General features: G+C 65.4%; 27 protein-coding genes. 14 read left to right on the forward strand and 13 right to left on the reverse strand.

Annotated features, from left to right (window positions below; translation table 11 throughout):
- Positions 1–8: 8 nt before the first annotated feature.
- Genes rfbD through rfbC form a run of 3 tightly spaced genes read left to right on the forward strand, consistent with a single transcriptional unit; the run spans position 9 to position 2346 of the window.
- Positions 9–905 (forward strand): dTDP-4-dehydrorhamnose reductase, encoded by an 897-nt coding sequence (rfbD, locus tag AC097O_RS12965; protein ID WP_479593384.1) that lies wholly within the window; start codon positions 9–11, stop codon positions 903–905.
- Positions 902–1801 (forward strand): glucose-1-phosphate thymidylyltransferase RfbA, encoded by a 900-nt coding sequence (gene rfbA, locus AC097O_RS12970; RefSeq protein WP_479593226.1) that lies wholly within the window; start codon positions 902–904, stop codon positions 1799–1801. Before rfbD ends, rfbA begins: the two co-directional genes overlap by 4 nt.
- Positions 1798–2346 carry a dTDP-4-dehydrorhamnose 3,5-epimerase gene (gene rfbC / locus AC097O_RS12975; RefSeq protein ID WP_479593227.1) on the forward strand — a complete coding sequence of 183 codons (549 nt, stop codon included), beginning with the start codon at positions 1798–1800 and terminating at the stop codon, positions 2344–2346. Before rfbA ends, rfbC begins: the two co-directional genes overlap by 4 nt.
- A gap of 110 nt (positions 2347–2456) precedes the next feature.
- On the opposite strand, the gene AC097O_RS12980 is transcribed toward rfbC, so the two are convergent.
- Positions 2457–2753 carry a polyhydroxyalkanoic acid system family protein gene (locus AC097O_RS12980; protein ID WP_479593228.1) on the reverse strand — a complete coding sequence of 99 codons (297 nt, stop codon included), beginning with the start codon at positions 2751–2753 and terminating at the stop codon, positions 2457–2459.
- A gap of 110 nt (positions 2754–2863) precedes the next feature.
- On the opposite strand from AC097O_RS12980, the gene AC097O_RS12985 reads away from it, so the two are divergent.
- The gene (locus AC097O_RS12985; protein WP_315182689.1) at positions 2864–3172 is read left to right on the forward strand and encodes a DUF1840 family protein; all 309 of its coding nucleotides are present in this window, start codon (positions 2864–2866) and stop codon (positions 3170–3172) included.
- A gap of 66 nt (positions 3173–3238) precedes the next feature.
- Here AC097O_RS12985 and AC097O_RS12990 read toward each other — a convergent pair whose 3' ends face one another.
- Entirely contained in the window at positions 3239–4213 is a 975-nt protein-coding gene (locus AC097O_RS12990; protein ID WP_479593229.1) for a tripartite tricarboxylate transporter substrate-binding protein, read from the reverse strand.
- A 104-nt stretch (positions 4214–4317) separates the two neighbouring features.
- Positions 4318–4770: a universal stress protein gene (locus tag AC097O_RS12995; protein WP_315182696.1), complete on the reverse strand. Its 453-nt coding sequence runs from the start codon at positions 4768–4770 to the stop codon at positions 4318–4320.
- Between the two features lie 121 nt (positions 4771–4891).
- Between AC097O_RS12995 and AC097O_RS13000 the strand changes: the two genes are divergently transcribed.
- Positions 4892–5596 (forward strand): alpha/beta fold hydrolase, encoded by a 705-nt coding sequence (locus tag AC097O_RS13000; protein ID WP_479593230.1) that lies wholly within the window; start codon positions 4892–4894, stop codon positions 5594–5596.
- A 135-nt stretch (positions 5597–5731) separates the two neighbouring features.
- Here the strand turns inward: AC097O_RS13000 and coaD are convergent, their stop codons facing one another.
- The 4 genes from coaD to AC097O_RS13020 are packed head-to-tail and all read right to left on the reverse strand — an operon-like array spanning position 5732 to position 9598.
- The gene (coaD, locus tag AC097O_RS13005) at positions 5732–6226 is read right to left on the reverse strand and encodes a pantetheine-phosphate adenylyltransferase (RefSeq protein ID WP_479593231.1); all 495 of its coding nucleotides are present in this window, start codon (positions 6224–6226) and stop codon (positions 5732–5734) included.
- On the reverse strand, positions 6223–6885 hold the full coding sequence (gene rsmD / locus AC097O_RS13010) for a 16S rRNA (guanine(966)-N(2))-methyltransferase RsmD (protein WP_479593232.1): 663 nt from the start codon (positions 6883–6885) through the stop codon (positions 6223–6225). Before rsmD ends, coaD begins: the two co-directional genes overlap by 4 nt.
- Positions 6882–8225: a M16 family metallopeptidase gene (locus AC097O_RS13015; RefSeq protein ID WP_479593233.1), complete on the reverse strand. Its 1344-nt coding sequence runs from the start codon at positions 8223–8225 to the stop codon at positions 6882–6884. The genes rsmD and AC097O_RS13015 overlap by 4 nt, the downstream gene beginning before the upstream one ends.
- Complete coding sequence (locus tag AC097O_RS13020) at positions 8225–9598, reverse strand: M16 family metallopeptidase (protein WP_479593234.1); 1374 nt, start codon at positions 9596–9598, stop codon at positions 8225–8227. Before AC097O_RS13020 ends, AC097O_RS13015 begins: the two co-directional genes overlap by 1 nt.
- A gap of 28 nt (positions 9599–9626) precedes the next feature.
- On the opposite strand from AC097O_RS13020, the gene ftsY reads away from it, so the two are divergent.
- Together ftsY and AC097O_RS13030 are read left to right on the forward strand one after the other, a co-directional pair.
- Positions 9627–10670, forward strand: coding sequence for a signal recognition particle-docking protein FtsY (gene ftsY / locus AC097O_RS13025; protein WP_479593235.1), 1044 nt, complete (start codon positions 9627–9629; stop codon positions 10668–10670).
- 169 nt (positions 10671–10839) lie between these two features.
- Positions 10840–11556: a PEP-CTERM sorting domain-containing protein gene (locus AC097O_RS13030; RefSeq protein ID WP_479593236.1), complete on the forward strand. Its 717-nt coding sequence runs from the start codon at positions 10840–10842 to the stop codon at positions 11554–11556.
- A gap of 7 nt (positions 11557–11563) precedes the next feature.
- Here AC097O_RS13030 and AC097O_RS13035 read toward each other — a convergent pair whose 3' ends face one another.
- Positions 11564–12316, reverse strand: a complete 753-nt coding sequence (locus AC097O_RS13035) for a hypothetical protein (RefSeq protein ID WP_479593237.1) — start codon at positions 12314–12316, stop codon at positions 11564–11566.
- 91 nt (positions 12317–12407) lie between these two features.
- Here AC097O_RS13035 and AC097O_RS13040 point away from each other — a divergent pair, with 91 nt between their 5' ends.
- Positions 12408–13100 carry an alpha/beta hydrolase gene (locus AC097O_RS13040; RefSeq protein WP_479593238.1) on the forward strand — a complete coding sequence of 231 codons (693 nt, stop codon included), beginning with the start codon at positions 12408–12410 and terminating at the stop codon, positions 13098–13100.
- Positions 13097–14353, forward strand: coding sequence for an Hsp70 family protein (locus tag AC097O_RS13045; protein WP_479593239.1), 1257 nt, complete (start codon positions 13097–13099; stop codon positions 14351–14353). The genes AC097O_RS13040 and AC097O_RS13045 overlap by 4 nt, the downstream gene beginning before the upstream one ends.
- A gap of 62 nt (positions 14354–14415) precedes the next feature.
- Here the strand turns inward: AC097O_RS13045 and AC097O_RS13050 are convergent, their stop codons facing one another.
- From AC097O_RS13050 to glmU, 3 genes are read right to left on the reverse strand one after another with little or no spacing between them, the layout of a single operon-like run.
- Positions 14416–14979, reverse strand: coding sequence for a DUF2059 domain-containing protein (locus AC097O_RS13050; protein WP_479593240.1), 564 nt, complete (start codon positions 14977–14979; stop codon positions 14416–14418).
- 37 nt (positions 14980–15016) lie between these two features.
- A complete protein-coding gene (locus tag AC097O_RS13055; protein ID WP_479593241.1) occupies positions 15017–15739 on the reverse strand; it encodes a sensor histidine kinase in 723 nt (240 codons plus the stop codon).
- Positions 15736–17154, reverse strand: a complete 1419-nt coding sequence (glmU, locus tag AC097O_RS13060; protein ID WP_479593242.1) for a bifunctional UDP-N-acetylglucosamine diphosphorylase/glucosamine-1-phosphate N-acetyltransferase GlmU — start codon at positions 17152–17154, stop codon at positions 15736–15738. Before glmU ends, AC097O_RS13055 begins: the two co-directional genes overlap by 4 nt.
- Before the next feature lie 34 nt (positions 17155–17188).
- On the opposite strand from glmU, the gene AC097O_RS13065 reads away from it, so the two are divergent.
- Positions 17189–18031: a DUF6279 family lipoprotein gene (locus AC097O_RS13065; RefSeq protein WP_479593243.1), complete on the forward strand. Its 843-nt coding sequence runs from the start codon at positions 17189–17191 to the stop codon at positions 18029–18031.
- 61 nt (positions 18032–18092) lie between these two features.
- Here AC097O_RS13065 and AC097O_RS13070 read toward each other — a convergent pair whose 3' ends face one another.
- Complete coding sequence (locus tag AC097O_RS13070; protein ID WP_479593244.1) at positions 18093–20093, reverse strand: hypothetical protein; 2001 nt, start codon at positions 20091–20093, stop codon at positions 18093–18095.
- A gap of 300 nt (positions 20094–20393) precedes the next feature.
- Between AC097O_RS13070 and AC097O_RS13075 the strand changes: the two genes are divergently transcribed.
- Together AC097O_RS13075 and AC097O_RS13080 are read left to right on the forward strand one after the other, a co-directional pair.
- On the forward strand, positions 20394–21062 hold the full coding sequence (locus tag AC097O_RS13075; RefSeq protein WP_479589094.1) for a helix-turn-helix transcriptional regulator: 669 nt from the start codon (positions 20394–20396) through the stop codon (positions 21060–21062).
- An 84-nt stretch (positions 21063–21146) separates the two neighbouring features.
- Positions 21147–21809: a Crp/Fnr family transcriptional regulator gene (locus tag AC097O_RS13080; protein ID WP_315182740.1), complete on the forward strand. Its 663-nt coding sequence runs from the start codon at positions 21147–21149 to the stop codon at positions 21807–21809.
- Positions 21810–21894: 85 nt separating this feature from the next.
- On the opposite strand, the gene AC097O_RS13085 is transcribed toward AC097O_RS13080, so the two are convergent.
- On the reverse strand, positions 21895–22422 hold the full coding sequence (locus AC097O_RS13085) for an N-acetyltransferase family protein (protein ID WP_479593245.1): 528 nt from the start codon (positions 22420–22422) through the stop codon (positions 21895–21897).
- Positions 22423–22529: 107 nt separating this feature from the next.
- On the opposite strand from AC097O_RS13085, the gene AC097O_RS13090 reads away from it, so the two are divergent.
- Both AC097O_RS13090 and AC097O_RS13095 read left to right on the forward strand, forming a co-directional pair.
- Positions 22530–22892, forward strand: a complete 363-nt coding sequence (locus AC097O_RS13090) for a 2Fe-2S iron-sulfur cluster-binding protein (RefSeq protein ID WP_479593246.1) — start codon at positions 22530–22532, stop codon at positions 22890–22892.
- A 14-nt stretch (positions 22893–22906) separates the two neighbouring features.
- Positions 22907–26992, forward strand: coding sequence for an ATP-binding protein (locus tag AC097O_RS13095; RefSeq protein WP_479593247.1), 4086 nt, complete (start codon positions 22907–22909; stop codon positions 26990–26992).
- Position 26993 lies beyond the last annotated feature (1 nt).

Consider the following 26993-nt stretch of genomic DNA (forward strand, 5'->3'; position numbering starts at 1 on the left):
CATCTGCCTTGAAAATCCTGCTGTTGGGCAAGAATGGCCAGGTAGGCTGGGAGCTGCAGCGCAGCCTGGCCCCCCTGGGCCACTTGACCGCACTCGACCGCCACAGCACCGATTACTGCGGTGACCTAGCCGATCTGGACGGCATTGCCGCCACCGTGCGCCGCCTGCAGCCCAACATCATCATCAACGCCGCCGCCCACACCGCCGTGGACCGGGCCGAGAGCGGGCCCGCGCTGGCACACACCCTCAACGCCCTGGCCCCCGGCGTGCTGGCCACCGAGGCTGCCCGTCTCGGCACGTGGCTGGTGCACTACTCCACCGACTATGTGTTCGATGGCAGCGGCAGCCAGCCCTGGCAGGAATCGGATGCCACCGGGCCGCTGAGCGTGTACGGCAAGACCAAGCTGGAAGGCGAACAACGCATCCAGGCCGCCTGTGCCAAACACCTCATCTTCCGTACCAGCTGGGTCTACGCCGCACGCGGCGGCAACTTTGCCAAAACCATGCTGCGCTTGGCCAAGGAGCGCGAGCAGCTCACCGTGATCAACGACCAATTCGGTGCCCCCACCGGGGCCGAACTGCTGGCCGACGTGACCGCGCACGCGCTGCGCGCTGCCATGGCCACGCCCTCTTTGGCGGGCCTTTACCACTTGGCGACGGCAGGCGTTACCACCTGGCACGGCTACGCGCGCCATGTGCTGGCCCACGCACAGCAGGCCGGTAGCGTACTCAAAGCCGGGCCCGACGCGGTCATCGCCGTGCCCACCAGTGCCTTCCCCACACCCGCCCAACGGCCTCTCAACAGCCGCCTGGACACCCATAAACTGCAAGCCGCCTTTGGCCTGACCCTGCCGGACTGGCAGACCGGCGTGGCGCGCATGCTCAACGAGACACTGACCCCATGACCACCACAGCCACCCAGCGCAAAGGCATCATCCTGGCAGGCGGCTCCGGCACGCGCCTGCACCCGGCCACCCTGGCCATCAGCAAGCAGCTGCTGCCGGTGTACGACAAGCCCATGATCTACTACCCGCTGAGCACGCTGATGCTGGCGGGCATCCGCGACATCCTGATCATCAGCACACCGCAAGACACGCCCCGTTTCACCCAGTTGCTGGGCGACGGCTCGCAGTGGGGCCTGAACCTGCAGTACGCGGTACAAGCCAGTCCCGACGGTCTGGCGCAGGCGTTCTTGATTGGCGAAGAATTCATAGGCAACGCCCCCACCGCGCTGGTGCTGGGCGACAACATTTTTTATGGCCACGACTTTGCCCATCTGCTGGGTACGGCCGATGCCCAAACCCGCGGTGCCTCGGTGTTTGCCTACCACGTGCAAGACCCCGAGCGCTACGGCGTGGTGGCCTTCGATGCCCAGGGCAAGGCCCGCAGCATCGAAGAAAAACCCCTCCAGCCGCAAAGCAACTACGCCGTGACCGGCCTGTACTTCTACGACAACCAGGTGGTGGACATCGCCAAGGCCGTCAAGCCCAGCGCGCGTGGCGAGCTGGAGATCACTGCCGTCAACCAGGCCTACCTGGACCAGGGCACCCTGGACGTGCAGATCATGCAGCGCGGCTATGCCTGGCTGGACACCGGCACCTTTGAGAGCCTGCTCGAAGCCGGGCAGTTCATCGCCACGCTGGAGCGCCGCCAGGGCCTGAAAATCGCCTGCCCGGAAGAAATCTCCTGGCGCAATGGCTTCATCACCAGCGAACAGGTGGAACGCCTGGCCCAGCCGCTGGCCAAGAATGGCTACGGCCAGTACCTGCTGCGTATGCTCAAGGAGGAACTGCGCAAATGAAAACCACCCCCACCCGCATTCCCGACGTGCTGATTCTGGAGCCCAAGGTATTTGGCGACGCGCGCGGCTTCTTTTTTGAAAGCTACAACGGCCAAGCCTTTGCCCAGGCCACCGGGCTGGACGTGGAATTTGTGCAAGACAACCATTCCCGCTCGGCCCAGGGCGTGCTGCGCGGCCTGCACTACCAGATCCAGCAGCCCCAGGGCAAACTGGTGCGCTGCGTGCGCGGCGCGGTGTTCGATGTGACGGTGGACATCCGCCGCCACTCCGCCACGTTTGGCCAATGGGTGGGTGCGGAACTGAGTGAAGAAAACAACCGCCAGATGTGGGTGCCCCCGGGCTTTGCCCACGGTTTTGTGGTGCTGACGGCCTCTGCCGACTTTCTGTACAAAACCACCGACTACTACGCCCCGGCCCATGAGCGCTGCATCGCCTGGGACGACCCGGCTATTGGGATTGACTGGCCCGCAGGCATGGTTCCCCAGCTCTCCGCCAAAGACCGCGTAGGTAGCCTGCTGGCCGAGGCAGAAGTGTTTGAAGGCTGAAGTGCACGCAAGGTGCCATGCTCTATAAAAAATAGCTACTCACGCTTATGGAATAAGCGCGAGCAGCCTTTCTGGCTTAAATAGTCCACCGCACGCAGCGGACGCTTGGGTCAGGTCACCTGGGTCAGCATCTTGTCCATGCGGCGGGCGACTTCGGCTTCGATCTTGTCCTTGAACGCGCTCCACAAAAAGCCCAGCTCCGCATCCAGCACAAAGCGGTCGTCGGTGATCTGCACCGTGCCCGTCACGCCTGCACGGCGGAAACTGATCTCGTCGGCGGCCGCGCCCTCGGTGTATTCACAGGTCATGCCCAGCCGGGTTTCGGCCTGCTCCAGCCAGTCGTTGGCCAGCTTGCGGGCAGCGGCCAGGCCCAGGGTGTGTTCGCGCTGCATATGGATGTCGGTCACTCAAAATCTCCTGTGGCGAATTGCCGTGTAAAGCCGCATCATGCCAGTCTGCGCACGCCAGTCCCGGCCTGCACGGGCACAATAGTGACACAACTTCACAGGGGACATCCATGCTCTATAAATTCAAATCCAAAGCCGACGGCGACCTCATTCTGCTGGAAGCCAATGGCCGCAAAGTGCTGGACATCATTGGCAAAGCCCCCGGCCCCCAGGGCATCATCCTGGTGAGCGAAATGGCCGCTGCCGTCACCGCGCTGCAAGCCGCCGTGGTGCTGGACGATGCCGCCCGCCAGGCCGCTACCGCCGAGGCCAAAGCCCATGAAATGGACACCGTGTCACTGCACCAACGCGCCCAGCCATTCATCAACATGCTGCGCCGCTGCGAAAAAGAAAACGCGGACGTGACCTGGGGGGCTTGAGGCTATGCCCCATGGAAAAAGCCGCCTGGCCTTGCGGCGCGGCGGCTTCCATGCAGCAGAAAAAGATCAGTCGGCGTAGACGTTGGCAGCCTTGATCACGGGGCTCCACTTGGCGATTTCGGCCAGCACAAACTTCTTGTGCTCCGCAGGCTCCATGCGCTTGTCGGTCACCACCACGGCACCCAGGCCTTCTTGCTTCTTGATGAAGTCGGGGTCTTTCAGGGCGGCCTTCAAAGCCGAGTTCAGCTTGGCCAGCACATCGGCAGGCGTGCCTTTGGGGGCGTACAGGCCGTGCCAGATGGTGACTTCAAAATCCTTCAGACCCGACTCTTGCAAGGTGGGCAGGTCTTTCAGCGAAGCCGTGGTCAGGCGCTTGGGCGTAGTGACGGCCAGGGCCTTGACTTTCTTGGCTTCGATCTGGCTGGTGGTATTGGTGGTCTGGTCGCACATCAGGTCGATCTGGCCGCCAATCAGGTCGGTCATGGCCGGGGCCGTACCTTTGTAGGGCACGGTGGTCATGTCGAGCTGCACGGCATTCTGGAACAGCAGGCCGCACAGGTGCGAGGCGGAGCCCACACCGGCATTGCCCAGATTGACCTTACCCTTGTTTTGCACCAACCAGGCCGACAACTCTTTGTAGTTGTTGGCCGGCAGGCTGGGCTTGGTGACCAGGGTCATCGGCACTTCGTTGACCAGACCCAGGTACTCAAAGTCGCTCTCCACTTTGAACGGCAGGTTGCGCACCAGCACTGGCATGGTGGCCATGCCGATGTGGTTCAACAGCAGGGTGTAGCCATCGGGCGTAGCCCGTGCCGCTTTAGCCGAACCGATGGAGCTGCCCGCGCCCGCCACGTTGTCCACCACCACACTCACGCCGCCCAGCTGCTTGCGCATGGCTTCGGCCAGATCGCGGGCTACGCGGTCGGTCGGGCCACCGGCTGTGAATGGCACGATGATGCTCACAGGTTTGGTGGGGTAGTCGTTGGCATGGCTGGCCATGGCGATGGCGGTCAAGGCCACCAAGGTAACAAATTTTTTCATCAAAGCTCCTGTGGAAATGGGGCCGATCATAGCCATGCCACAGCGATCCGATGTATGGGAAACCACGTAGACCCTGTCAAAGTCGCCAGAACGTGAAAACGTTCCTAGTCAGCGTCTGCGTCGGCCATCTCGCTGGGTTTGATCAACATTACCGGCACCTGTGCGGCGTGCAGCACCTCGTGCGACACCGACCCCAGCAGCGCGCTGCGCAGGCTGCCTTTGTCGCGTGCGCCCATCACCACCATGTCGCAGGCAAAGCGCTCCACGATGTCGATCAGCGTGTGTGCCGGGTCGCCCACGGCCACCTCGGTGGCATACGGAATGCCCGCGTGCCGCAGCAGGGCCTCGCCCGCCTTCAACGCCTTGGCACCGGCCTGGGCGCTGGCCCGGGCGATCAGCGCCGGGTCGGCGGCCATCACCATCTCGTACAGGTGGGCGGGCTCTTGCACATTGGCCAGCACCACCTCGGCCTGCAAGCCCTGGCGCACCAGACGGATTACCTGCCGCACGGCTTGCAGCGACACCTCAGAGCCATCCAAAGGCAACAAAATCTTCATCGCGTATTCTCCCGAGGTTTAACTTTCATGGACTCGGGTGCAGAGCGCCCCGAGCCATGAAAGTTCTTTCACATTAAACACAGCCAGCATAGGCCCAAATGGGGCCTTCCAAGATACCCACATGCCCCAACTCGTATTTATTCCCGGCCTGGCCACCGATGCCCACATGTGGCAGGACCAGCTTGCCGCCGTCTCTCCCGCCTGGCAGGCCACGGTAGCCGACGTGCTCGCCCACCATCCCCGCGTCGAGGACATGGCGCAGGCCGTGCTGCGCAAGCACCCCGGTGCGCTGGTACTGTGCGGGGCCTCCATGGGCGGCATCATCGCCATGGAGGCTGTGCGCCAGGCCCCGGAACGCATCCGCGCCCTGGCCCTGCTGGGCACCAGCGCCCGGCCCGAGCTGCCGCACCACCGCGCGCAGCGCGAAACCGCCATCCGGATGGTCGAGGCGGGTCGCCTGGCAGAGTTTGTGCGCGCCACCGCCGCCATGGCTTTTTCGCCCACCCACCCCAGTGACAAGAGCGACCTGCAGCGCTACAAAGACATGGTGCTGCGCACCCCGCCCGCCCTGTGGGTGCAGCAAAACCGCGCCTTGGCCGACCGGCCCGACGCGCGCCTGCACCTGGCCGACGTGCGCTGCCCGACGCTGGTGCTGTGCGGCGACAAAGACCTGATGACCCCGCCCAAACTCTCGGAAGAAATCGCCAGCCTGGTGCCCGGCGCAGAGCTGCACCTGCTGCCCCGCTGCGGCCACATGCTGACCATGGAACAGCCCGAAGAAGTCAACGCGGTACTGCTGGACTGGTTGGGGCGGTTGCCACTGTAATGCTACGTTTTAAATAGCTACTCACGCTTATTAAATAAGCGCCAGAGGGCGATTTGGCTTAAACAGGACTTACGCAAGTTCCCCCTGTAAGCCCGCAGGGCAATACAGGGGCGCTGCGTGAGTCCTATTAAATCCTCAGGCCCGCTCGCGCACCTTCTCGGCCAGCTTTTCCAGCACAAACGGCGAGACAAACTTGTGCACCTCACCGCCCAGCAGCGCAATCTCGCGCACAAAGGTGCTGGAGACAAACTGGAAGCCGTCGCTGGGCGTAAGGAACACGGTTTCCACATCTGGCATCAGGGTACGGTTCATGCCGGCCAGCTGAAATTCGTAGTCGAAATCGGTCACCGCGCGCAGGCCGCGCACCATGGCTTTGCCGCCCTTGGCCACCACAAAGTCACGCAGCAGACCGCTAAAACTTTCTACCTGCACTGCGCCATAGGGCTTGACCGATTCGCGCACCATCTCCAGCCGCTGCTCCAGGGTGAACAGCGTCTTTTTATGGTGCCCGGCGGCCACGGCCACGATCACCTGGTCGAACAACTGCGTGGCGCGGCGCACCACGTCTTCGTGGCCCAGGGTCATGGGGTCGAAAGTGCCGGGGTAGACAGCGATCACCGGGGGATTCATGGCACTTCGGCTGAAGTCAGCAATTGCAGCAAATGGGCGTGGATCGCGCCCGCCTTCAGGTAGCGGTGCACGCGCAGGCCCAGCGGGGCCAGCAGCTCGTCGGTCCACTTGGCGGGGGCCTCCATGTAGACAAAGCCGTTGGCCTGCACCGCCTTGGCAGCGGCCCCCATGGAGGGCTCGTACAGGCCGGATTCAAACGGCGGGTCCAGAAACACCAGGTCCAGGCTGCCCGCCGCCAGTTGCCGCAGCGCCGCCACGCCGTCGCCGCGCTGCACCTGGGTGGCCGTGGCCTGCAGCTTGGTTTGCGTGGTTTTGAGCTGGGCCACCAGGGCCGGGTCTTGCTCGAACAAATGCACGGTGGAGGCTCCGCGCGAGGCGGCTTCGAAGCCCAGCACGCCGGTGCCCGCAAACACGTCCACGCAGCGCCAGCCGGTCAGGTCCTGGCCCAGCCAGTTAAACAAGGTTTCGCGCACACGGTCGGGCGTGGGGCGCAGGCCGGGTTTGCTGGCCACGGTGAGCCGGGTGCGCTTCCACGCGCCGCCGATGATGCGGATCTCGCCGGGCTTGCCGCCCACCGGATGCGGGTCGGACGGGCGGGGTTTGGTTCTTTTAGCGCTATTTTTGGCGGCTTTTTTGGGGGGACGTTGCAACGTGCTCATGGTTTTTCTCCGACCACCACAGTGGCCATTTTTTCGGGTTGCAGGATACGGGCAAAAGCCGTTTGGATGTCGGCTTGCGTGACGCGTTCTATCTGTGCGGGCCAGTGGTCCAGGTAGTCCAGCGGCAGATGGTTCCACGCGATGTTAGCCACGTTGTCGAGCAGTTTGCGGTTGCTGTCTATGCGCAGGGCAAATCCGCCTTGCAGATTGTCCTTGGCGGCCTGCAGTTCGGCGGCGGTGGGGCCGTCGGCCACAAAGCGCTTCAACACGTCCTGGGCCACCTGGATGGCCTGTTGGGCCTGGTCAGGCCGGGTCTGCAGGCCGATGGTGAAGGCCCCGGCGTGCAGGGCGGGCGCAAAGCTGCTGTAGACGCTGTAGCTCAAGCCGCGCTTTTCGCGCACCTCGGTGGTCAGGCGCGAGCCAAAACCGCCGCCGCCCAGGATGTGGTTGCCCACCAGCAGCGCGAAAAAGGCCGGGTCGCTGCGCGCATAACCGACTTGGCCGATCAGCACCTGGGCCTGGGCGGCATCGAAGGGAATGTGTTGGTCACTGGCCTGGGTGAGCGGCTGCACATCCACCACGGCGGGCAAGGGTGTGCAGCCAGTGGCAGGCAGGCGGGCCAGCAGCCGGGTCACCAGCGCATCGGCCTGGGCCCGGTCTACCGCGCCCACCAGGCTGACAGTGGCACGGCAGGGCAGGATGCTGCGGGTGTAGAAGGCGCGCATGTCGGCTGTCTGGATGCGCGCCAAGGTGTCGGCGGTCAATTCATAACCGTAGGGGTGCGTGCCGTACACCGCAGCGGCAAACGCGCGCCCGGCCACGGTAGCGGGCCGGGTGGCGGATTCCTTGAGCTGGGCCGCCACGCGCTGGCGTTCGCGCTGCCACAGGCTGTCGCTGAAGGCGGGCTCGCCAATCTGGCGGGCGGCCAGGGCGGTGGCCTTGTCCAGCAGGTCGGGGTAGGTCAAGGTGCGCAGCGAGAAGCTGAAGCGGTCGCTGCTGGCGCTGCTGTCCAGCGATGCGCCCAGGTCGGCCCAGGCTTCGCCCAGGGCGTTTTCGTCCAGCGCTGGATTGGAGCCTACGGCACGCACGCCTTCCGAAGCCATGCCGGCCGTCAGGCTGGCCAGCCCGGCCTGCGCAGCCGGGTCGCGGCGGCTGCCCGCGTCGAAGTCGATCTGCACGTCGAGCATGGGAATAGCCGGGCTGGGCACCAGGTAGACCTGCGCCCCGCTGGGCTGGGTCCAGTGCTGGATGGGAATGCCCGCCCAGGCAGCATTTAAGCCAAACAGGCCGCTAGCGCTTATAGCAAGGGCGTGAGAAGCTACTTTTTTGATAGTAATCATCAGCGCAGCTCTCCCGGGGGAATGGCACGGGGTTTCTGGCGGTGGGGGTCCAGCGGCTGGGGCAGCAGCGTGGCCACGGTGAGCTGGTCGTCGCCAAAGTATTTCGCCGCCACGGCCTGCACCTGGGCGGCGGTGATGCCGCGCAGCCGGGCGATCAGGCGGTCGTTGGCATCCAGCGGCAGGCCTTGTACCCAGTTGCTGCCCAGTTCGCGGGCCTGGTGCATCAGCGAGTCGCGCTGGTAGACGGCGCTGGCCACCCACTGGGTTTTGACGCGGCCCAGCTCGGCCTCGGTCACGCCTTTTTGCGCCACCAAGGCCACCTGGGCGCGCAAGGCGGCTTCCACCTGCGCAGCGCTGTGGCCTGCGGCAGGCACGCCGTCCAGCACAAACAGTTGCGGGCCACGCCCGGACAGGCCGTTGTACGCCCCCGCACTGTCGGCCACCGAACCACCGGCCTGGCCGTGGTCTTGGGTCAAGGCGCGCTCCAGCCGGGCACCGGTATAGCCGTCCAGCACGGCGGCCAGCACGGTCAGGGCCAGCGCGTCGTCGTTGTCAGCCTGCAGGCTGGGCACCTTGAAGGCCAGGGTCACCACCGCCTGCTCGGCCGGGGCTTTGAAGTCCAGGCGCTTGGTGCCCGCCTGCGCGGGCTCCGGCCGGGGCTTGCGCGCAGGCACCGGGCGCGCCGGGATGCTGCCGTAGTGCTTTTGCGCCAGCGCGCAGACCTGCGCCGGGTCCACATCGCCCGCCACCACCACGGCGGCATTGCCCGGCACGTACCAGCGCTGGTAGAAGGCGCGGGCATCGCCAGGTGTCATGGCCTCCAGGTCGCTCATCCAGCCCACCACCGGACGGCGGTAGGGGGATGTGGCGAATACGCTGGCCAGCATCGCCTCGTTCATCAGGGCGCGCGGGGCATCTTCGGTGCGCATACGGCGCTCTTCCTTCACCACTTCGAGTTCGCGCTTGAATTCTTCGTCGGACCACTGGTTGTGGGCGAAACGGTCGGCTTCCAGCTGCATCACCGCTTCGAGTTTGCCCGCCGGGATCTGCTGGTAATAGCCGGTGTAATCCTTGGCGGTGAAGGCATTTTCCCGCCCGCCCAGGGCCGCCACCCGGCGCGAAAACTCGCCCGGTGGCAGGCTGGGCGTGCCCTTGAACAGCATGTGCTCCAGGATGTGGGCCACACCCGATGTGCCGTCCACCTCGTCCAGCGAGCCTACCCGCACCCACAGCATGTGCACCGCCGTGGGGGCGCGGTGGTCGGGCTGGACGATGACCGCCATGCCGTTGGGCAGATCGCACTGGGTGGGCAGGGTTTGGGCACCGGCTACGGCGCTGAACAGAGCGAAAAACGGGAAAAGTAGACGTTTCATAGAATGGCTGATTCTAAGAACCCACCCAATGTTCAGCTTTTTCAAGAAAAAACCCCCTGTTCCCGAAATTGCGGCTCCCGCACCCGTGGTGGAAGCACCCGCCTCAGGCTGGCTGCGCAACCCGTTTGCCGCCAAACCTGTGGCCGTGGAAGTGCCCGAAGCACCCACGCCCCCTCGCGCGGGCTGGATGGACAAGCTCAAGAACGGTCTGCGCAAAACCGGCTCCAGCATTGCCACCGTGTTCACCGGCACGCAGATCGACGACGCGCTGTACGAGGAGCTGGAAGAAGCCCTGCTGATGGCCGACACCGGCGTGAAGGCCACGCAATTTCTGCTGGCCGACCTGAAGCAGCGCGTCAAAGCCGCCAAGGCCACTGAGCCGCAGGCCGTCAAGGCGCTGCTGGTCGAGTCCATCACCGCCCTGCTGGCCCCGCTGGAAAAAGCCCTGGTGATAGGCCAGTACACGCCCACGGTGATCATGGTGACCGGCGTGAACGGTGCCGGAAAAACCACATCGATCGGCAAGCTCACGCGCCACCTGTCTGCTTCAGGCGCTAGTGTTTTACTAGCAGCAGCCGACACCTTCCGCGCCGCCGCCCGCGAGCAGCTCGGCGTGTGGGCCGACCGCAACACAGTGGAAATCGTCAGCCAGGAAGGTGGCGACCCGGCCTCGGTGGCGTTTGATTCGGTCAGCGCAGGCAAAGCGCGCGGCAAAGACGTGGTGCTGGTGGACACCGCTGGCCGCCTGCCAACCCAGCTACATCTGATGGAAGAGCTCAAGAAGATCCGCCGCGTCATCAACAAGGCCGACACACAAGCGCCGCACGAGGTGCTGCTGGTGATCGACGGCAACACCGGCCAGAACGCGGTCAGCCAGGTGAAGATTTTTGACGATGCTATTCAACTCACCGGCCTGATCGTCACCAAGCTGGACGGCACGGCCAAGGGCGGCGTGTTGGCAGCGATTGCCCAGGAGCGGCCGATTCCGGTGTACTTCATCGGCGTAGGCGAGCAGCTCGAAGATCTGGAAACCTTCAACGCCCGGGAATTTGCCCAGGCCCTGCTGGCCTGACGGCACCCAGGATACGAACGGTCGTGCGAAATAGTTAACGGATTCGCTACATCCCTTGGAAAATTCGCCCACCCATTGCATACACGTGAACAAGTTCACAAGCATTTAGAGGGCCCAGCCCTAGCATCCAGGTCATCGGGTTCACGCCCATACTTTGACCTTAAACGCTATGCAAAACACTGCTTTTTCCCGCACCAAACTGGCCAGCCGCATCGCCGGTGCACTCGCTGTAGGCTGGCTTGCGGCCTCCAACCCAGCCCAGGCCACCGCCCTGACGTTCCAAAACTACGTCCAAGGCTCCCAGGCGGTCAGCTTTACCAACGGCGCGCCCGCTGCCAGTGGCTCCTTCGGTGCGGGTGAAATGCTGTTTGGCATGAACGATGGCGGCGTGACCAGCGTGTTGCGCGCTTACTGCGTAGACATCTTCCAAAACGCCTCCTCGAGCGCCCAAAACTACACCCTGGCCAGCGGCATCGCCCACTTCGGTGCCGAAAAAGCCTCCGACCTGGGCCGTTTGTTCACTGCATTCGATGCCTGGAACGGTGTTACCTCCATTACCGCCCAGGAAACGGCGGCCTTGCAAATCGCGGTCTGGGAGATCGTCAATGAAACCGCGCGCACCGCATCGAGCCTGAAGCTGGACCTGTCGTCGGGCAACTTCCAGATCACCGCTGCCGCCACCGGCACGGTAGCCCTGGCCCAGGGCTGGCTCAACGGCCTGCCCACAGCCAACAACTGGTACCAGGTCAGCGCCTATGAAAACGCCTCCTACCAGGATTACTTGGTGCTGAACAAAGTACCCGAACCCGGCAGCCTGGCGCTGGTATTGGGTGCCCTGGGAAGCATGGGCCTCGTGGCCCGCCGCCGCAAGGCCAAAGCCGTTTAAAAATCCGTCACGGACGGGGCTGCACGCTGGTGCATGCCCCGCTGAACAGCAGCGCCCCACCTGCCCCCACCAGCCGCGCCCGGCTGGGCTGGCGGTCCACAATCCATTGGGCTCCGCTGCCAAACACCACCTCGGTGTCGCTCACAAATCCCGAACTCAGCCACTGCGTCTGCACCGCCACTGCATCGTCACTGGCGCTGTACCGTACCTCAGCACCGCGCCGGGTCTGCGTGCTGCCGTCGGCCTGCAGGTCGCACCACAGGCTACGCTGGTCCGGCGGCCCCCCTTTTTCCAGCAACTCCAGCGCGATCTGGCGGGCGCGGCCGGGCTGGCTGGTGCTGCGGCAGGCAAACTCGGCCACCATCCAGCTGCCATCGAGCATGTGCACCGGCTTGAACATGAGGCTGTCAATGTCCAGCGCGGTGGCGCGGCGCTGCAGCAACGGGATCTCGGCCTTTATGGAGCCGGACGGCAGACTCGATGCCAGCGTGGCCAGGCGCAGCGGGCCCTGGCAATCGGCCACGAACTCGGCCGTGCCCGCCACCGGGCTGGGCTGGCGCAGATTGATCAAGAAGTAGCTGCCCGCCACATGGCGGCGGCTGATGACTTCCAGCGACACCGCGTCCACGCCCACCAGCACGTTGTCGATGCGCTGCACGATCTGCATGTCTTTGCTGGACGGCATCTCGGGCGCAGCCCCGGCCCCGGTGCAAAAACCCAGATACAACAGGAGCAACAGGTGGCTTTGGATAGGCGGCATGCGGGCGATTTTGCCCGGGTTGGCGCGACCTCCTTAGAATCACGTTCCTCCCAAGCCCGCAATTTCAGGGTAAACCCCAGATTCGACCACCATGACCACCCCCACCACCCCGCTTTTGCAACGCATCGAAATCGAAAGCGCGCCCCACCCTACCGCGGCCGTCATCTGGCTGCACGGACTGGGCGCCAGCGGCGACGACTTCGCGGCCATCGTGCCGGAGCTGGACCTGGACGGCTGCGCCGCCATCCGCTTTGTCTTTCCCCACGCGCCCACCATGCCGGTCAGCATCAATAATGGCTATGTGATGCCCGCCTGGTACGACATCAAAAACGCCGACCTGGTGCGCCAGGAAGACCCGACCGGCATACACGCCTCGGCCCGCGCCATTGAGGCGCTGATCGCCCATGAAGTCGCCAGGGGTATTGCGCCCGAGCGCATCGTGCTGGCCGGTTTCTCGCAAGGCTGCGCCATGGCGCTACACACCGGGCTGCGCCACAGCGCACGGCTGGCGGGCATCATGGCCTTGTCGGGCTATTTGCCGCTGGCCAACACCCTGGCTACCGAGCGGCACCCGGCCAACTTCCAAACCCCTATCTATATGGCCCACGGCACGGCCGACCCGGTGGTGCCCCTGGCCCGCGCCGAAGCCTCGCGCCAGGCCTTGCTGGCGCTGGACCACCCGGTGCAATGGCACACCTACCCCATGCCGCACAGCGTGCATCCGCAGGAGGTGGCCGACATCAGCGCGTTTCTGCAATCGGTATTGGGAGCGAGCCAGGGATGATGCTCGGTATTGATTTCGGCACCTCGAACACCGTGGCCGCGCTGGTGCGCGCCGATGGTCGCCTGGAGACGATTGCGCTGGACGCGGGCAAGCCCACGCTGCCGACGGCCCTGTTCTTTTCCCACGAGGACCAGCACACCAGCTACGGCAGCGCCGCCATGCAGGCCTACCTGGCGGGCACCGAGGGGCGGCTGATGCGCTCCATCAAAAGCCTGCTGGGCAGCGGCCTGATGGACGAAAAAACCGTGGTCAACGGCCAGCTGGTCAGCTTTACCGACATCCTGGGCATGTTCTTCAAAGAGCTGAAAAAACGCTCGGAAGCGCACCTGGGCCACGCGGTGCAACACGCCATGCTGGGCCGCCCGGTGCACTTTGTGGACGACAACCCCGAACGCGATGCGCTGGCCCAGGCCACGCTGGAGCACGCGGCCCGTACGGCGGGCTTTGACGAGGTGCAGTTCCAGCTGGAACCCATCGCCGCAGCCTTCGACTTTGAGCGCCGCGTGACGCAAGACACCACCGTGCTGGTGGTGGACATTGGCGGCGGCACCTCTGACTTCACCGTGGTGCGCGTCGGCCCCGGCCGACAGGCCCTGGGCGACCGCAGCGCCGACATTCTGGCCACCACCGGCGTGCACATTGGCGGTACCGACTTTGACCAGTTGCTGAACCTGCGCCACGCCATGCCGCTGCTGGGCCTGGGCCATGTGGGCCCGAGTGGGCGCGAAGTACCGTCGGGCGTGTTTTTTGATTTGAGCACCTGGCATTTGATCCACCAGTCCTACGCGCGCAAAAGCATGGCGCACGCGGCGGACCTGCGCGATGCCTACAGCGACCGCGCCTTGCACCAGCGCCTGCTGCATGTGCTGCAGGAGCGGGTGGGCCACCATATTCTGGCCAATGTAGAGGCTGCCAAGATCGCCTGCTCGCTGTCGGGCACTGCCGCCACCATCGACCTGGACTGCATCGCCCGCGACCTCAGCGCCCAGCTCACGCCCGCGGGCCTGGCCCAGGCGCTACAAGCCCAGCTGGGCCGCGTGGTGCAGTGCGCGCAGGAGTGTGTGGAACTGGCCGGGGTGGTGCAACCCGATGCCGTGTACCTGACCGGCGGCTCGTCGGCGCTGGCACCACTGCAAACTGCCATGCAAGCCCTGTTTCCGCAGGTCCGCATGGTGGCAGGTGACCGCTTTGGCAGTGTGGCGGCGGGCCTGGCGTATGCGGGTTCGGTGGCGATGGAGTCGGCTACCGCTTAAAAATGATAGCTGCTCACGCCCATCTATAGTGGGCTAGCAGCCACTTTCCTTTAAAAAAACACTTACTTGCTGGCCGGTTTGGCGGGGGCGGATGCCTGGATGGCGGTGTTCAGGCGCTTTTCCACCGCCTGCCCCAGGGCTTTGAACTTGGGTTCAAGCTGTGCCTTGGAGTCGGTCATGACCTTGTCGGTCAGCGCTTTTTGCATCTCGCCGTTGAGCTGCGAATATTTACGCAACACCGGCGACTCCATCACGGTGATGAGTTGGCGCAATTCGTCTTCGCTGAACTTGGCATCCAGCAGTGCACCCACCGTGCCCGGCGCGGCCTTGTTGGCGCGTTCGCGCAGCACGGGGCCAATGTCGTCCAGGTATTTTTTGACCTCGGCCTGGATGTCCTTGCCCAGGGCTTCGCGGTTTTCAGGGGCCACCCGGAACTGGATGGCCGCCCCGACTTGCTGCAGCAGCGGGGCCAGGGATTGCTCGGCCCACTGGCGGGCGGTCAGGTCCAGGTTGGGCTGTTGCAGTTGCGCAATCTTGTTGAGCAGCTCTTTTTTGGCGGGGCTGGTTTCGGCGTGCGCAAGGGCTGCGACGGACAGCAGCGCAATGGCAAGAAATTTGTGTTTCATGGTCAGATCTCTGGTTGATACAAAGGATTATCACCAGCTAAAGCTTCGGCAAGGTAAACCGCAGCGTGCAGCCGCCGTCCACCGTCCCCTGCGCGCTGATGCTGCCGCCGTGGCGTTGCACGATCTGGCGCGCCAGGGCCAGGCCGATGCCCGCCCCATCGAACGCCGATGCCGCATGCAGACGCTGGAACAAGTCAAACATGCCGGCGCTGGCCGCGGGGTTGAAGCCCACGCCGTTGTCACGCACCCAGAAGGTGGTGCCTTCCGGCGCAGGCTCCCAGCCCAGGGTAATCTGCGCCTGGGTCCGGGGCCGGGTGAACTTGAGGGCGTTGGACAGTGCGTGCTCCCACACCTGTCGCAACAGCGCGGCATCGCCCTGCACCGTGGGCCAGTCGGCAGGCAATTGCCAGGCTATGCTGCGCCCGGCAGTGTCGGCCACCAGCGCGCGCTGGGCCTCGACCACCAGTTCGCCCATGGGCACAGCGGTGGTCTGCAAGGGGATGCGCGCCAGGTTGGAAAGCTCCAGCAGCGCGTCCACCATGCGGGCCATGCTGCGGGCCGACTGCTCCAGGGTGTCCAGGCAGGGCACGGGGTCTTCGCCTTCAGCCAGCATCTCGCGCACCAGCGGGGCGTAGGCGGTGATGTGGCGCAGCGGAGCGCGCAGGTCGTGTGAGACGCTGCGCACAAAGCGCTCTAGCTCGGCCTGCAATTCGGCATTGCGGGCCTCGCTCTGCTGCAGGCGGGTCTGCAGATCGCTCAAGGCCGGGCCTTTTTCTGCGGGCGGCTCCAACCGGTGATGGCCACCTGGCGGCCACGGGCCACGCTGAGCACGCCCTCGGGGGCATCCTTGGTCAGCGTGGAGCCGCCACCGACCGTGCCGCCCGCGCCCAGGGTGATGGGCGCTACCAGCACGCAGTTGCTGCCCACGTGCACATCGTCGCCAATCACGGTGCGGTGCTTGTTGACCCCGTCGTAGTTGGCGGTGATGCTGCCCGCGCCAAAGTTGACGCGCGCGCCCACGGTAGCGTCTCCCAGGTAGGCCAGGTGGTTGGCCTTGGCACCGGTACCCAGGGTGGAATTTTTGACTTCAACAAAGTTGCCGATATGCACGTCAGCCCCCAGCACCGCGCCAGGGCGCAGGCGGGCGAACGGGCCGATACGGGCATCTGCGCCCACGCTAACGCCAGCTTGCTCGCCGTCGATGTGGGTGAAGGGGTGGATCACCACCCCGGCGGCGATGGTGGCGTTGGCAATGACACAGTTGGCACCAATCTTTACGCCTTCGCCCAGCGCCACCGCGCCTTCAAACACGCAGTTCACGTCGATGGACACGTCCTGCCCGCAGACCAGGCTGCCGCGCACGTCCAGCCGCGCCGGGTCGGCCAGGCGCACACCCTGCTCCATCAGGGCCACGGCCTGCTGGCGCTGGTAGGCGCGCTCCAGTTCGGCCAGTTGCACGGGACTGTTGACCCCGGCCACCTGCACCTCGTCGGTGATCTTGTGGGCCACCACCGGCACACCGTCGGCCACGGCCATCTTGACGATGTCGGTCAGGTAGTACTCGGCCTGGGCATTGCGGTTGTCCAGCCGGGCCAGCCAGGTGCGCAGGTGGGCGGCGGGCGCGGCCATGATGCCGCTGTAGATTTCACGGATGGCGCGCTGGGCCTCGGAGGCGTCCTTGTGCTCGACGATGGCCTGCACTGCGTCACCGCTGCGCACAATGCGCCCGTAGCCGGTGGAGTCGGCCAGTTCCAGCGTCAACAGGGCCAGCTTGTCGCCGCCACTGGCCGCCACCAGTTGGCGCAAGGTATCCACCCGAGTCAGCGGCACATCACCCGACAGCACCAGCACCACGCCCTTATCCAGCCCGTCATGGTCGGGTAGAAAAGGCAGCGCCTGCTGTACTGCGTGGCCGGTGCCCAGCTGCGGCTCCTGGCGTGCAAAATTCACAGAAAATTCGGCCCCGTCGCAGATGTAGCCTGGCAGAGCCGCTTCGACTTCTGTAGCACCATGTCCGGTGATCACCACCACATTGCGGGGCAACAGGCTACTGGCGGTGTCAACCACATGGGCCAACAATGCGCGCCCGGCCAGCGTGTGCAACACTTTGGGCAACTTGCTTTTCATGCGGGTGCCTTTGCCCGCCGCCATGATGACTACATCGACTTCTGCCATAGCTTGCAACTTATTAGTTAAATGGACCCGAATTATGGGACTGTTGCTGCTGGTCGGCGCGCTGCAGGCGTGCACCGGCATCCAGCTGGGTTACAACAACGGCGTGGACCTGGCCGCGTGGTGGCTGGACGGGTATGTAGACTTCACACCCGCCCAGTCGCAACAGGTGCGTGAAGACCTGCGCCAACTGCAGTTGCGCAACCGCCAGCAAGACCTGCCCGACTACGCCCAGACCCTGCGCCAGGCCCAGGCCCTGGTGGCCCGCGACCTGGATGCCGAGCAGGTCTGTGCCGTGCGTACCACGTTGCGCGGCTACATCGATGCCCTGCTGGTGGGTGCCGAACCGGCCGCCACCAACCTGGTACAGACCATGACCCCCGCGCAAATCACGGTTCTGGAACGCAAATACGCCAAGACCAATGCCAACTACCGCAGCGACTGGCTGGCCTTGACCCCCGCCGAGGTGCACCAGAAGCGCTTTGACAAAGCCCTGGACCGGGCCGAGATGGTGTATGGCCGCATGGATGCTGCGCAAAAAGCCCTGATCCGCCAGCAGGTGGAGCAATCCCGCTTCGACCCGCAACAGGTGCAGACCGAACGCCTGCGCCGCCAGACCGACACCTTGCAGACCCTGCGCCAGCTGCAGCGCGACGCGGTGACGGCCACGGCGACCCGCAACGCGGTACGCAGCCTGATGGACCGCCTCACGCACTCGCCCCAGCCCGCCTACCACGCCTATGCCGAGGCCATGGCCCTGCACGACTGCCAGGCGATTGCCTTGCTGCACAACAGCACCTCGCCTAGGCAACGCGAAGCGGCAGTGCGCTGGCTGGCCGGGTACGAGCAGTCGCTGCGCGAGCTGTCAGCCCAGCGGTAAGTAAAAGTAAAAAGCCCCGCCAGGCCAGAACCTGCGGGGCGGGAGGCTGTGCCTGGGTCGGTCAGGGCGTGAAGGTAGGCAAGCCCAATTGGCTCAGCGCCGCGTTGCCTGCGGTGCCGTTCAGGCGCAGCACCTGGGTGGTGCCGAGTTTTTCTTTGAAGCCCCAATAGACCTCACCACCGCGCTCCACAAACACCCGCTGGGAAGGCAGGGCCGCCATCTGCGCGGGCAGGCCGCTGAATTCCATCACCCGCGCGTCGCCCAGGGTGCGGATGGCATAGCTGCCGGTGCCGATGGGGTTGCAGTTGCGTGCCGAGTCGTTATCGGCCCGGGCTTGGCAGGCAAAGTACTTCGCCACATTGCCGCTGGCAAAAGCCACACGGAAGCGGGTGTTGCCGTTGTAGTAGGCGGTGGCCGTGGCAGCCCCCACTGGCGCATTGCCCAGCGTGCCCAGGCTGGTGGTGGTGCGACCCCAACCTTCGTTGCGCTGGCCGCTGAAGTAGCGCACCCCCCCCTGGCCCAGAAAGCTGCCGTTGGGGTTGTAGATGCAGGGGTTGCCGGTGTTGCGCTCCACCATGATTTCCAGCGTCACGGCATGGGTTTCCGAGTCGTCCGACTGGCAGGCCGCACCGGCCCCGCCCCCAGCCACCACGGCTGCGGGCGATACCGTCACCTGGTTGTCTACCTGCACGTCATAGGCAATGGCCGTCGCCGTGGTGCTGTCAGACTGGGTGTGCAACCGGGAGCCGGTGGGGAATACTGCGTCATCCAAAAATGCGGTCACCACACCGGTAAACCAGGCGGGTGCTTCGCCCCAGTTGATACCGCCGGTGCGGGTGCGCTGGATCAACGTGAAGATGTCATCCATGGTTTTGCCGCTGATGTCGCTGGTGACCCGCTGGGTGGTGCCCTGGCTGTAGCTATCGCAGTAGTTGTAGCTGCCGCGGCCCTGCGCATCGCGCACCGTGCTGGTGTTGATGGTGCCCAGCGGGCACCCAGCCCATTGCGTACCGTTCCAGTGCAGGTCGCCCTGGCGCAGCGGGTTGCTGTTGGTGACCCACTCGGTATCCACCCCGCCTTGCCGCAGGTGGCGGATGGCGCGGTAGCGGGTGAGCCCATTGGCATCGGGCGTGGCCTCGGCGGCGGTCGAGGTGAGGATACGGGTGTACCAGTTGTTGGCATCCCCCGCGTTCACCCAATCCAGCGTGAAGCTGGCTACCGGCGTGGTGGCAACGGGGGCTTCGGCAGGCAGCTTGGCCAGGGCCACCGCGCTCGCCACGTCGGTGCTGGTCAAGCCACTGTCGGCGACCAAGGTGGTCACGGCGGCGGCGATGGCCGACTTGCAACCCGCGGTGGTTTTGTCGGCCTGGCAGGCATCCACCACCTCCGTACTGCTGCCCGCCGCAACCGCCTGCGCCAGCAGATTGCCCAGATTGCCCATAATGGCTTTCTGGATTTCGGCCGGGGTCGCATCGGGCGTGGCCGCCAGCGCACTGGTTTGCGACTGGATCACCCCTACCAGCACACGTGCCGCTGTGGCGGCGGTCGTGTCGTTGGCGGCGATGTAATTGGCCAGAGGCGATGCCGCCAGACCGGCCTGGCTTTGCACCAGCGCCGCCGCTTCGGCCGTGCTGACACCGGTGGAGGCCACCGCCAGCTGCACCAGCGTAGTCAACGGACTGATGACCGCCGTTTGGTCGGCAGGGGCCGTGAGCGTGTAGGCCGTGGTGACCGGCCCGCTGTCGGCATCTACTGCGCCCACCGGCACAAAAGCCAGCACCGGGAACTTGCCCACATCGGCATTGGGCACGGTGAGGCTGGCGACACCCTGGGCATTGGTCGGCCCGCTGGGTTCACCGCTGTCGCAGGCCCCATTGCTGTTCACATCCAGGCACACGGTGGCCCCCTGGACCAGGCCGTCCATCACCGTCACCGCCACGGCGGTGGTGGTAGGGGCGGGGGCTACCGGCGGCACCGCAGCGGTGTCTCCACCTCCGCTACCACAAGCCGCCAGGGCGGCAATAGCGGCACTGCCGAGCGCCAATTTAAGGGGGATCTTCATGGGGGAACTCCTGTAAGGGTGTTGTGCAACGAGGCGCACCCATACTCGGTCCAGAGCCCCGACGGCACATCCCCTGTTTAGGGGAGTCCCACCGGAAAACGTCCTCAAAATGGATGACGGCTAGCACAGCCCCCACCCCATTTTTGGTGCATACGTCACAAAACCCAGTGGTCTGAATACCAGCCCAAAATCAATCCAAATGTCTATGCTTGGCACAGCCTTGCTGCAAATGCTTTCTTTTTTGTATCTTCTCGTTTCAGCCTGCATATCGCAGGACCAGCAGGCACCCGGGACACCGCCATGCTGAACATCGCCCCATCCTCTTTCGCCGCCGATGCCATCAACTACATCGACGAACCCGAGCCGTCCGACACCTTGATCCTCATGCAGTGCGTGCTGGAGCAAATGGACTACGGCCTGGCACTGGTGCACATGGCCACGCGCCAGATCCGTTTTGCCAACCGCCTGGCGCACGACGGGCTGAACGGCCCCGGCAGCCTGCGCAGCGGCCTGTGCGTGGCGGACGGGCGGCTGAGCACCCTGCTGCGCACCGACACCCCGCAGCTGGAGCACGCCCTGTTGCGCGCCCAGACCGGGGTGCGGGCGCTGATCAGCCTGGGCGGTGAAGACTGCACCACCAGCGTGGCCCTGGTGCCGCTGAACGCCCCTGGCGCGGCCCCCTACGCCCTGCTGGTGTTTGCCAAACAGCAACTGTGCGACAGCTCGACCATGGCGCTGTTTGCCCGCGAGCGCGGCCTGACCAGCGCCGAAAGCAATGTGCTGGCCTCGGTGTGCAGCGGCATGCGGCCCACCGAGATTGCCACCCACCACGGGGTGCAAATCTCTACCGTGCGCAGCCAGTTGCGCAGCATCCGCATCAAAACCCGCTGCGACACCATCCGCCAACTGGTGGAGACCGTATCCATCCTGCCGCCCATGGCCCGGCATATGGCCGCTGTACAGCATTAAATCCCCGGCAGATCTGCCGGTAATGTAAAGACGGTGGGGAGAATGGCATAGACTGCGGGCGCGCGACGTGCGCCCCTCTATGCCATGCAGTCTCCACTCAACACCCTCACCCACGCTTTTTGCAACGATCCGGTCCAGCCCCTGCTGCTGCGTGAGCTGGTGCCTTTGGGCGAAACCCGCCGCTACCGCAAGGGCACGGTGCTGATCCACGAGGCCGACCCCGGCGACACGCTGTTTGTGGTGGTGGAGGGCCGGGTCAAGGTGTATTGCACCGACGACTTCGACAAGGAGATCACCTTCGGCGTGATCGGCCCCGGCGACTATTTTGGCGAAATGGCGCTGGACGGCGGGCCCCGCTCGGCCAATGTGGTGACGCTGGAGTCCACCGTGTGCACGCTGCTGACGCGCACCACCCTGCTGGGTTTCATTGGAAAACACCCCGAATTTGCGCTGGACCTGCTGGCTAAAGTGATCCGCCGTGCCCGCATGGCCACCAACAGCGCCCGCAACCTGGCCTTTGTAGACGTGTATGGCCGCCTGAGCCAGTGCCTGCAAAACCTGGCCACGCCCCAGCCGGACGGCACCCAGCGCATCACCGAACGCATCACCCACCAGGAAATCGCCAGCCGCACCGGCTGCAGCCGCGAAATGGTCAGCCGGATCTTGAAAGACCTGGAAAACGGCGGCTACGTGCAGGTAGACAAGCGCCAGATCGTGCTGGTGCAGCCCCTGCCTGCGAGGTGGTAAGGGCGTTTTCGGTATATTTTTATATGCTTTTTAGGCCGCTAGCGCTTATTTAATAAGCGTGAGCAGCTACTAAAGACATAGCAAATCAGTCCAGCGCGCGTTTCAGGCGGATTTCTTCGATCTTGATGTCGCCCATGGGCACGGTCTTGGCGGTGTTGAGTTCGCGCTTGAAACCGGCCAGGTCAAAAAAGCGCAACGCGCGCTCGTTGCGCAGCGGAATCCACACGGTGACGGTGGTGCAACCCTCTTCCACCAGCGCTTCGCGGGCCGCATCCCACAGGGCCAGGCCTACGCCTTTGTCCCAGTGGCTCTCGGCCACGTAGATCGACCAGATTTCGCCCACGGTGTTCTTGGTGCCTTTGTCGCGCGAGCGGTCAAAGCCGACAAAACCCACGATGGTGTTGCCGTCCAAAGCTACCTGCACTTGCGGGTCGCCGTATTCGATGGCATCGCGCCACATGCCCAGGCGCTTAGCGGCGGGCATGAGGTTGAGGTGCTCGTCGGGCACCAGGCCCCGGTAGGCGGACGCGGTGGCGCTGACGTGCAGGTCGGCAATCGCCTGCGCCTCTTTCAAGACAGCGGGGCGGACATCGACGGTAATAGAACTGGTCATGGAGAAGTAAGGCCTGGGCACGAAAATATTTGGGGGACCGGGATTGTCGCCGCAAAACGCCCCGGCCTTGGCACCCCCTGGACCTCCGACTAAACTCTGCGCTATCTATGCGATACGAAACCGTCTCAGGACTTACGCAAGTTCCCCCTGTAAGCCCGAAGGGCGGTACAGGGGCGCAGAGTAAGTCCGATATCTGTTACACAGCCCAGATCGCACCCGAAGAGTCGCACTTTGGTGCGCCGCCCGACCTGCCCCTGCTGGTGTCGGCCGAGCACGCGGGGCGGCTGCTGGCCAGCTCTTGCCGCAATGGCACCTGCCGCACCTGCATCTGCCAGCTGGTCAGCGGCCAGGTGGCCTACCGCATTGCCTGGCCCGGCCTGAGCGCCGAAGAAAAGGCCGAGGGCTATATCCTGCCCTGTGTGGCTTACCCGGTGTCCGATGTGGTGATACGCCTGCCCGCGTCCTTCTGACCACCCCCTGGCCCATGGACCCGCTCGCGCCCCCCCCCGACACACCGTCGCTGACCCTGACGGTCTTGCTGGACGATGCGGTGCTGTCCATGGCCCTGAGCGACGGGCGCGGCATCGGGCACATCGATCGCCTGGTGCTGCCTGGCGGCTGCCTGCAGACCCTGCTGGCCCCGCCCCTGGACAGCCCCGTGGAGCTGGGAACCCGCCTGACCACCCGGCTGTTCCCCGAAAAGATCCACCAGTTCCTGAAACGCAGCCCGCCGCGCGACCTGTGCCTGCAGCTGGGTGACAACCTGCTCGACATCCCCTGGGAACTGGCCTTTGACGGCAGCCACTACCTGGGTGAAAAGTTCCAGACCACGCGGCGCATCCTGTGCGATGCCGTCGTGCCGCCCAGCGTGCGCCTGGGGGGCCACCGTGAAACCCTGCGCGTGCTGCTGCTGCAAGGCCTGCACAGCACCCCGGCGCACTGCAGCTACGGTGCCGAGCTGGCCAGCCGCATCCAGCCCACCGAAGGCCTGACGCTGACCCACATGGAGGTGGAACACGCGTACGCGCTGGACCGGGCCATCCTGCTGCGCCTGGCCGACGACCACGACGTGGTGCACTGCATCGGCCCGATGGCATCCGCCCTGGCCAGCCAGGAGGCCGCCCCCGATGCCCTGTCCGGCTGGACCGACATCGCCCGGCAATCCAGGACGGCTCAGCTGCTGGTATTTGACCAGGCCAGTTCGGCACTGGCCCCCACGCCCTGGCTGCACATGGCCTGCCGCCGGGGTGCGCCGGTGCTGGTGCACCCCGGCCGCGGCAGGGTGCCGGACCATCTGGACTTCATGCACCGGATATACCAAGGCCTGGCCCAGGGCCTGCCGCTGGGCGAAACCGTCCGCCAGGCCCGCCATGCCGATACCGGTGCACCGCCCTCGGCTGCCGCGCTGTATGGCGATGCCGCACTGGTATTGCGGCCCAGCGCCGACCGGCCCGGGCTGGACGACAACCTGCGCCAGGTCACCGCCATGTTCTGCGACCTGGTGGAATCCACCCAACTGATGGGCGCCTGGGGTGCCGAGCGTTACAGCGACATGCTCGACAGCTACCACGCCGCCTGCGCGGGCATCGTGGCGCGCTGGGGCGGCGTGTCCGACGACCCGCAGGGCGACGACGGCATCATGTGCTACTTCGGCGTGCCGTTGGCCTACGAGGATTCGGTGGCCCGGGCGCTGCGGGCCGGGCTGGAGATACTGCAGGCGGTGGCCCAGCTGGGCGTGCAGGTGCGGGTGGGCGTGGTCACCGGGCATGTGGTGGTCAAGGCGGGCCAGCCGATTGGCGTGTCGCTGCACCTGGCCGCACGCCTGCAGTCGATCGCCCGCCCCGGCACCCTGGTGGCCAGCGAATCGACCCGCCAGATCGTCAAGGACAAGTTCATCTTCGAGCGGCTCACCGACCTGCCCCAGCTCAAAGGCTTCCCGCTGGCCACCAGTGCCTACCAGGTCCTGGGCGAAGTGCGCGAGCATGCCCTCCTCCTGGGTGATGCCAGCCCCCAGCGCACGCCGTTTGTGGGCCGCGACAGCGAGCTGCAACTGATGGAATCGCACTGGTCGGCAGTGCAAACCAGCGGCTTGCGCACGGTACTGGTGTCGGGCGAGGCGGGCATGGGCAAGTCGCGCCTGACCAGCGAATTCCGCCGCGCCCTGGGCGCGCGCGGCCACCGCACCATCGAATGCCGCTGCACGCCCGAGCATGCCCACAGCGCCTTCCATCCGCTGATCTACCTGCTGCGCCGCCGCCTGCGCCTGTTTGAAGACGACAGCACCGACGCCAAGCTGGCCCGCATCCGGGCCCGCATGCCGAAAACCCTGCCCGAGAGCGACTTGGCCCTGGTGGCCACGCTGCTGTCCTTGCCCACCGAAGGCCATCTGCCGCCCCTGCCGCTGTCGGCAGAAAAACAGCGCCAGCGCACCCTGGATGTGCTGGTGGCCTGGCTGGTCCATGAAAGCCGCAGCGGCCCGGTATGTCTGGTGGTGGAAGACCTGCAGTGGATCGACCCGTCCACCCGCGAATGCGTGCACCGCCTGATCACCGAGGGCACCCAGGCCCCGCTGCTGGTCGTGCTGACCCTGCGCTCCGAGCTGCCGCCGCCGCACGACCCCGGCTTTGCCGTGTTCGAAGTGCCGCTCAAAGGCCTGTCGGCCGCATCCACCCGGGCCATGATCCTGAGCGCCTGCGGCCCCAACACCGTACCCGGCGAGATGGTGCAACTGCTGGCCGACAAAGCCGACGGCGTGCCGCTGTTCATCGAAGAATCGGCCCGCATGCTGATGGACCTGGGCGTGCAGCCCGACAGCGTGGACGCCACCCTGGCCGCCCGCTTCACCGTGCCCACCACCATCCAGGATTTGCTGATGGCCCGGCTGGACCGGCTGGCCAGCGCCAAACAGGTGGCCCAGGTGGGGGCCACCATGGGGCGCGAATTCTCCCTGCCGCTGCTGCAAGCCGTGCTGTCCCACGAAACTTCGCCCATCGGGCTGAACCACCTGAACGCCCAGCTGGCGGCGCTGGTGCGCTCGGGGCTGGTGGTGGAAAAAGGCGACAGCGCCAGCCCGCGCTATTTCTTCAAGCACGCGCTGGTGCGCGACGCGGCCTACGAGTCGCTGTGGGAGCGCGACCGCAAGCGCCTGCACCGCACCATTGCCAACGTGGTGCGCGAGCAGTTCCCCGAGGTCGCGCAAAGCCAGCCCGAGCTGCTGGCCACCCACTTTGCCCAGTCGGGCAACGATGCCCAGGCGTTGGAATATTGGGAACGCGCCGCCCGCCGCGCCGCCAGCCGCTGGGCCCACGTCGAGGCCATCAACCACCTGCGCAGCGGCCTGGCCCTGCTGGCGCGGCTGCCGCCGGTGTCGGAGCGCGACCGCACCGAGCTGCGCCTGCAGCTGATGCTGGCCGGGCAACTCATTACCACCCAGGGCTACGGTGCCGACCCGGTGGGCCACGCCTACGAGCGCGCGGCCGAACTCTGCCAGCGCGCGGGCGACGAGGCCGCGCAGATGAAAACCCTGCTCGGGCTGGAGGGCTACCACTTCATGCGCGCCGACTTTGGCCGCGCCCACGTCATTGCCCGCCAGGCCGCCGCTGTGCTGGCCGACTCGGCCGACCCGGTGCGCAAGATCCAGCTGCAATGGGCGGTGGGCAACATCCTGTTCCACCAGGGTGAATTTGTGGAGACCGTGGCCCACCTGGATGCCTGTTTGGCCCTGTACAACCAGTTGCAGCACCCGCCCCGCGTGGTGCAAGACCCGGGCGTGATGTGCCTGTGCTATTCGGCCTGGGCGCTGTGGGAGATAGGCCTGGCCGATCAGGCCCTGGAGCGCGCGCGCAAGGTGGTGGCCATGGCCGAGCAACTCGACCACAAATTCAGCATGGCCGAAGCCTATGCGTTCTGCGCCTCGGTGCACCTGTTCCGGGGCGAGCATGCCGAAGCGCTGGGCTGCGCCACGCGCGCGCGCGACATCTGCTCCGAAGGTGGCTTTGCCATGTGGTTGTCGTACGCCCAACTGCTGCATGGTCGCCTGGTGGCCGAACTGGGCGACCCGGAAGCCGGGGTGGCCGAGATGCGCCAGGCCTATGCCCAGTGGATTGCCACCGGTGCCATCGTCACCCGCCCGCTGTACCTGGCCATGCAGGCCGAAGGCCTGGCCCTGGCCGGGCGGCCCGACGAAGGCCTGGCGCTGCTGGCCGAAGCCTTTGAACTGGTCTGCCACACCCGCGAGCACTACCACGAGGCCGAGGTGCGCCGCCTGACCGGTGAGCTGATTCTGCAGTCGGCCCGCCTGCGCGGCATGGACCGGCAAGAGGAAGCCCAGGAGTGGCTGCAGGGTGCGCTGGAGTTTGCCCACCACCACCGGCACACCGCCGCCGCCCTGCGCAGTGCCACCAGCCTGGCCCGCCTGTGGATGGCCCAGGGCCGCCACGCCGAGGCCCAGCGTATCCTCAAAATAGAGTATGACGGCGTAACAGAAGGTTTCTACACTCGCGACGTGCAGGTTGCCAGCGCTTTGCTGCAGCCCCAAACGCACGCCAGCAGTCTGCCGACACCGGCTTGAA

The sequence above is a fragment of the Rhodoferax sp. LS1P39 genome, assembly GCF_056521425.1.

Bases quoted from the DNA above. Each gene is read 5' to 3' on its own strand.
- rfbA (WP_479593226.1), top strand. From the start codon at position 902: ATGACCACCACAGCCACCCAGCGCAAAGGCATCATCCTGGCAGGCGGC.
- rfbC (WP_479593227.1), top strand. From the start codon at position 1,798: ATGAAAACCACCCCCACCCGCATTCCCGACGTGCTGATTCTGGAGCCC.
- AC097O_RS12985 (WP_315182689.1), top strand. From the start codon at position 2,864: ATGCTCTATAAATTCAAATCCAAAGCCGACGGCGACCTCATTCTGCTG.
- AC097O_RS12990 (WP_479593229.1), bottom strand. From the start codon at position 4,213: ATGAAAAAATTTGTTACCTTGGTGGCCTTGACCGCCATCGCCATGGCC.
- AC097O_RS12995 (WP_315182696.1), bottom strand. From the start codon at position 4,770: ATGAAGATTTTGTTGCCTTTGGATGGCTCTGAGGTGTCGCTGCAAGCC.
- AC097O_RS13000 (WP_479593230.1), top strand. From the start codon at position 4,892: ATGCCCCAACTCGTATTTATTCCCGGCCTGGCCACCGATGCCCACATG.
- coaD (WP_479593231.1), bottom strand. From the start codon at position 6,226: ATGAATCCCCCGGTGATCGCTGTCTACCCCGGCACTTTCGACCCCATG.
- rsmD (WP_479593232.1), bottom strand. From the start codon at position 6,885: ATGAGCACGTTGCAACGTCCCCCCAAAAAAGCCGCCAAAAATAGCGCT.
- AC097O_RS13015 (WP_479593233.1), bottom strand. From the start codon at position 8,225: ATGATTACTATCAAAAAAGTAGCTTCTCACGCCCTTGCTATAAGCGCT.
- AC097O_RS13020 (WP_479593234.1), bottom strand. From the start codon at position 9,598: ATGAAACGTCTACTTTTCCCGTTTTTCGCTCTGTTCAGCGCCGTAGCC.
- ftsY (WP_479593235.1), top strand. From the start codon at position 9,627: ATGTTCAGCTTTTTCAAGAAAAAACCCCCTGTTCCCGAAATTGCGGCT.
- AC097O_RS13030 (WP_479593236.1), top strand. From the start codon at position 10,840: ATGCAAAACACTGCTTTTTCCCGCACCAAACTGGCCAGCCGCATCGCC.
- AC097O_RS13035 (WP_479593237.1), bottom strand. From the start codon at position 12,316: ATGCCGCCTATCCAAAGCCACCTGTTGCTCCTGTTGTATCTGGGTTTT.
- AC097O_RS13040 (WP_479593238.1), top strand. From the start codon at position 12,408: ATGACCACCCCCACCACCCCGCTTTTGCAACGCATCGAAATCGAAAGC.
- AC097O_RS13045 (WP_479593239.1), top strand. From the start codon at position 13,097: ATGATGCTCGGTATTGATTTCGGCACCTCGAACACCGTGGCCGCGCTG.
- AC097O_RS13050 (WP_479593240.1), bottom strand. From the start codon at position 14,979: ATGAAACACAAATTTCTTGCCATTGCGCTGCTGTCCGTCGCAGCCCTT.
- glmU (WP_479593242.1), bottom strand. From the start codon at position 17,154: ATGGCAGAAGTCGATGTAGTCATCATGGCGGCGGGCAAAGGCACCCGC.
- AC097O_RS13065 (WP_479593243.1), top strand. From the start codon at position 17,189: ATGGGACTGTTGCTGCTGGTCGGCGCGCTGCAGGCGTGCACCGGCATC.
- AC097O_RS13070 (WP_479593244.1), bottom strand. From the start codon at position 20,093: ATGAAGATCCCCCTTAAATTGGCGCTCGGCAGTGCCGCTATTGCCGCC.
- AC097O_RS13075 (WP_479589094.1), top strand. From the start codon at position 20,394: ATGCTGAACATCGCCCCATCCTCTTTCGCCGCCGATGCCATCAACTAC.
- AC097O_RS13080 (WP_315182740.1), top strand. From the start codon at position 21,147: ATGCAGTCTCCACTCAACACCCTCACCCACGCTTTTTGCAACGATCCG.
- AC097O_RS13085 (WP_479593245.1), bottom strand. From the start codon at position 22,422: ATGACCAGTTCTATTACCGTCGATGTCCGCCCCGCTGTCTTGAAAGAG.
- AC097O_RS13090 (WP_479593246.1), top strand. From the start codon at position 22,530: ATGCGATACGAAACCGTCTCAGGACTTACGCAAGTTCCCCCTGTAAGC.
- AC097O_RS13095 (WP_479593247.1), top strand. From the start codon at position 22,907: ATGGACCCGCTCGCGCCCCCCCCCGACACACCGTCGCTGACCCTGACG.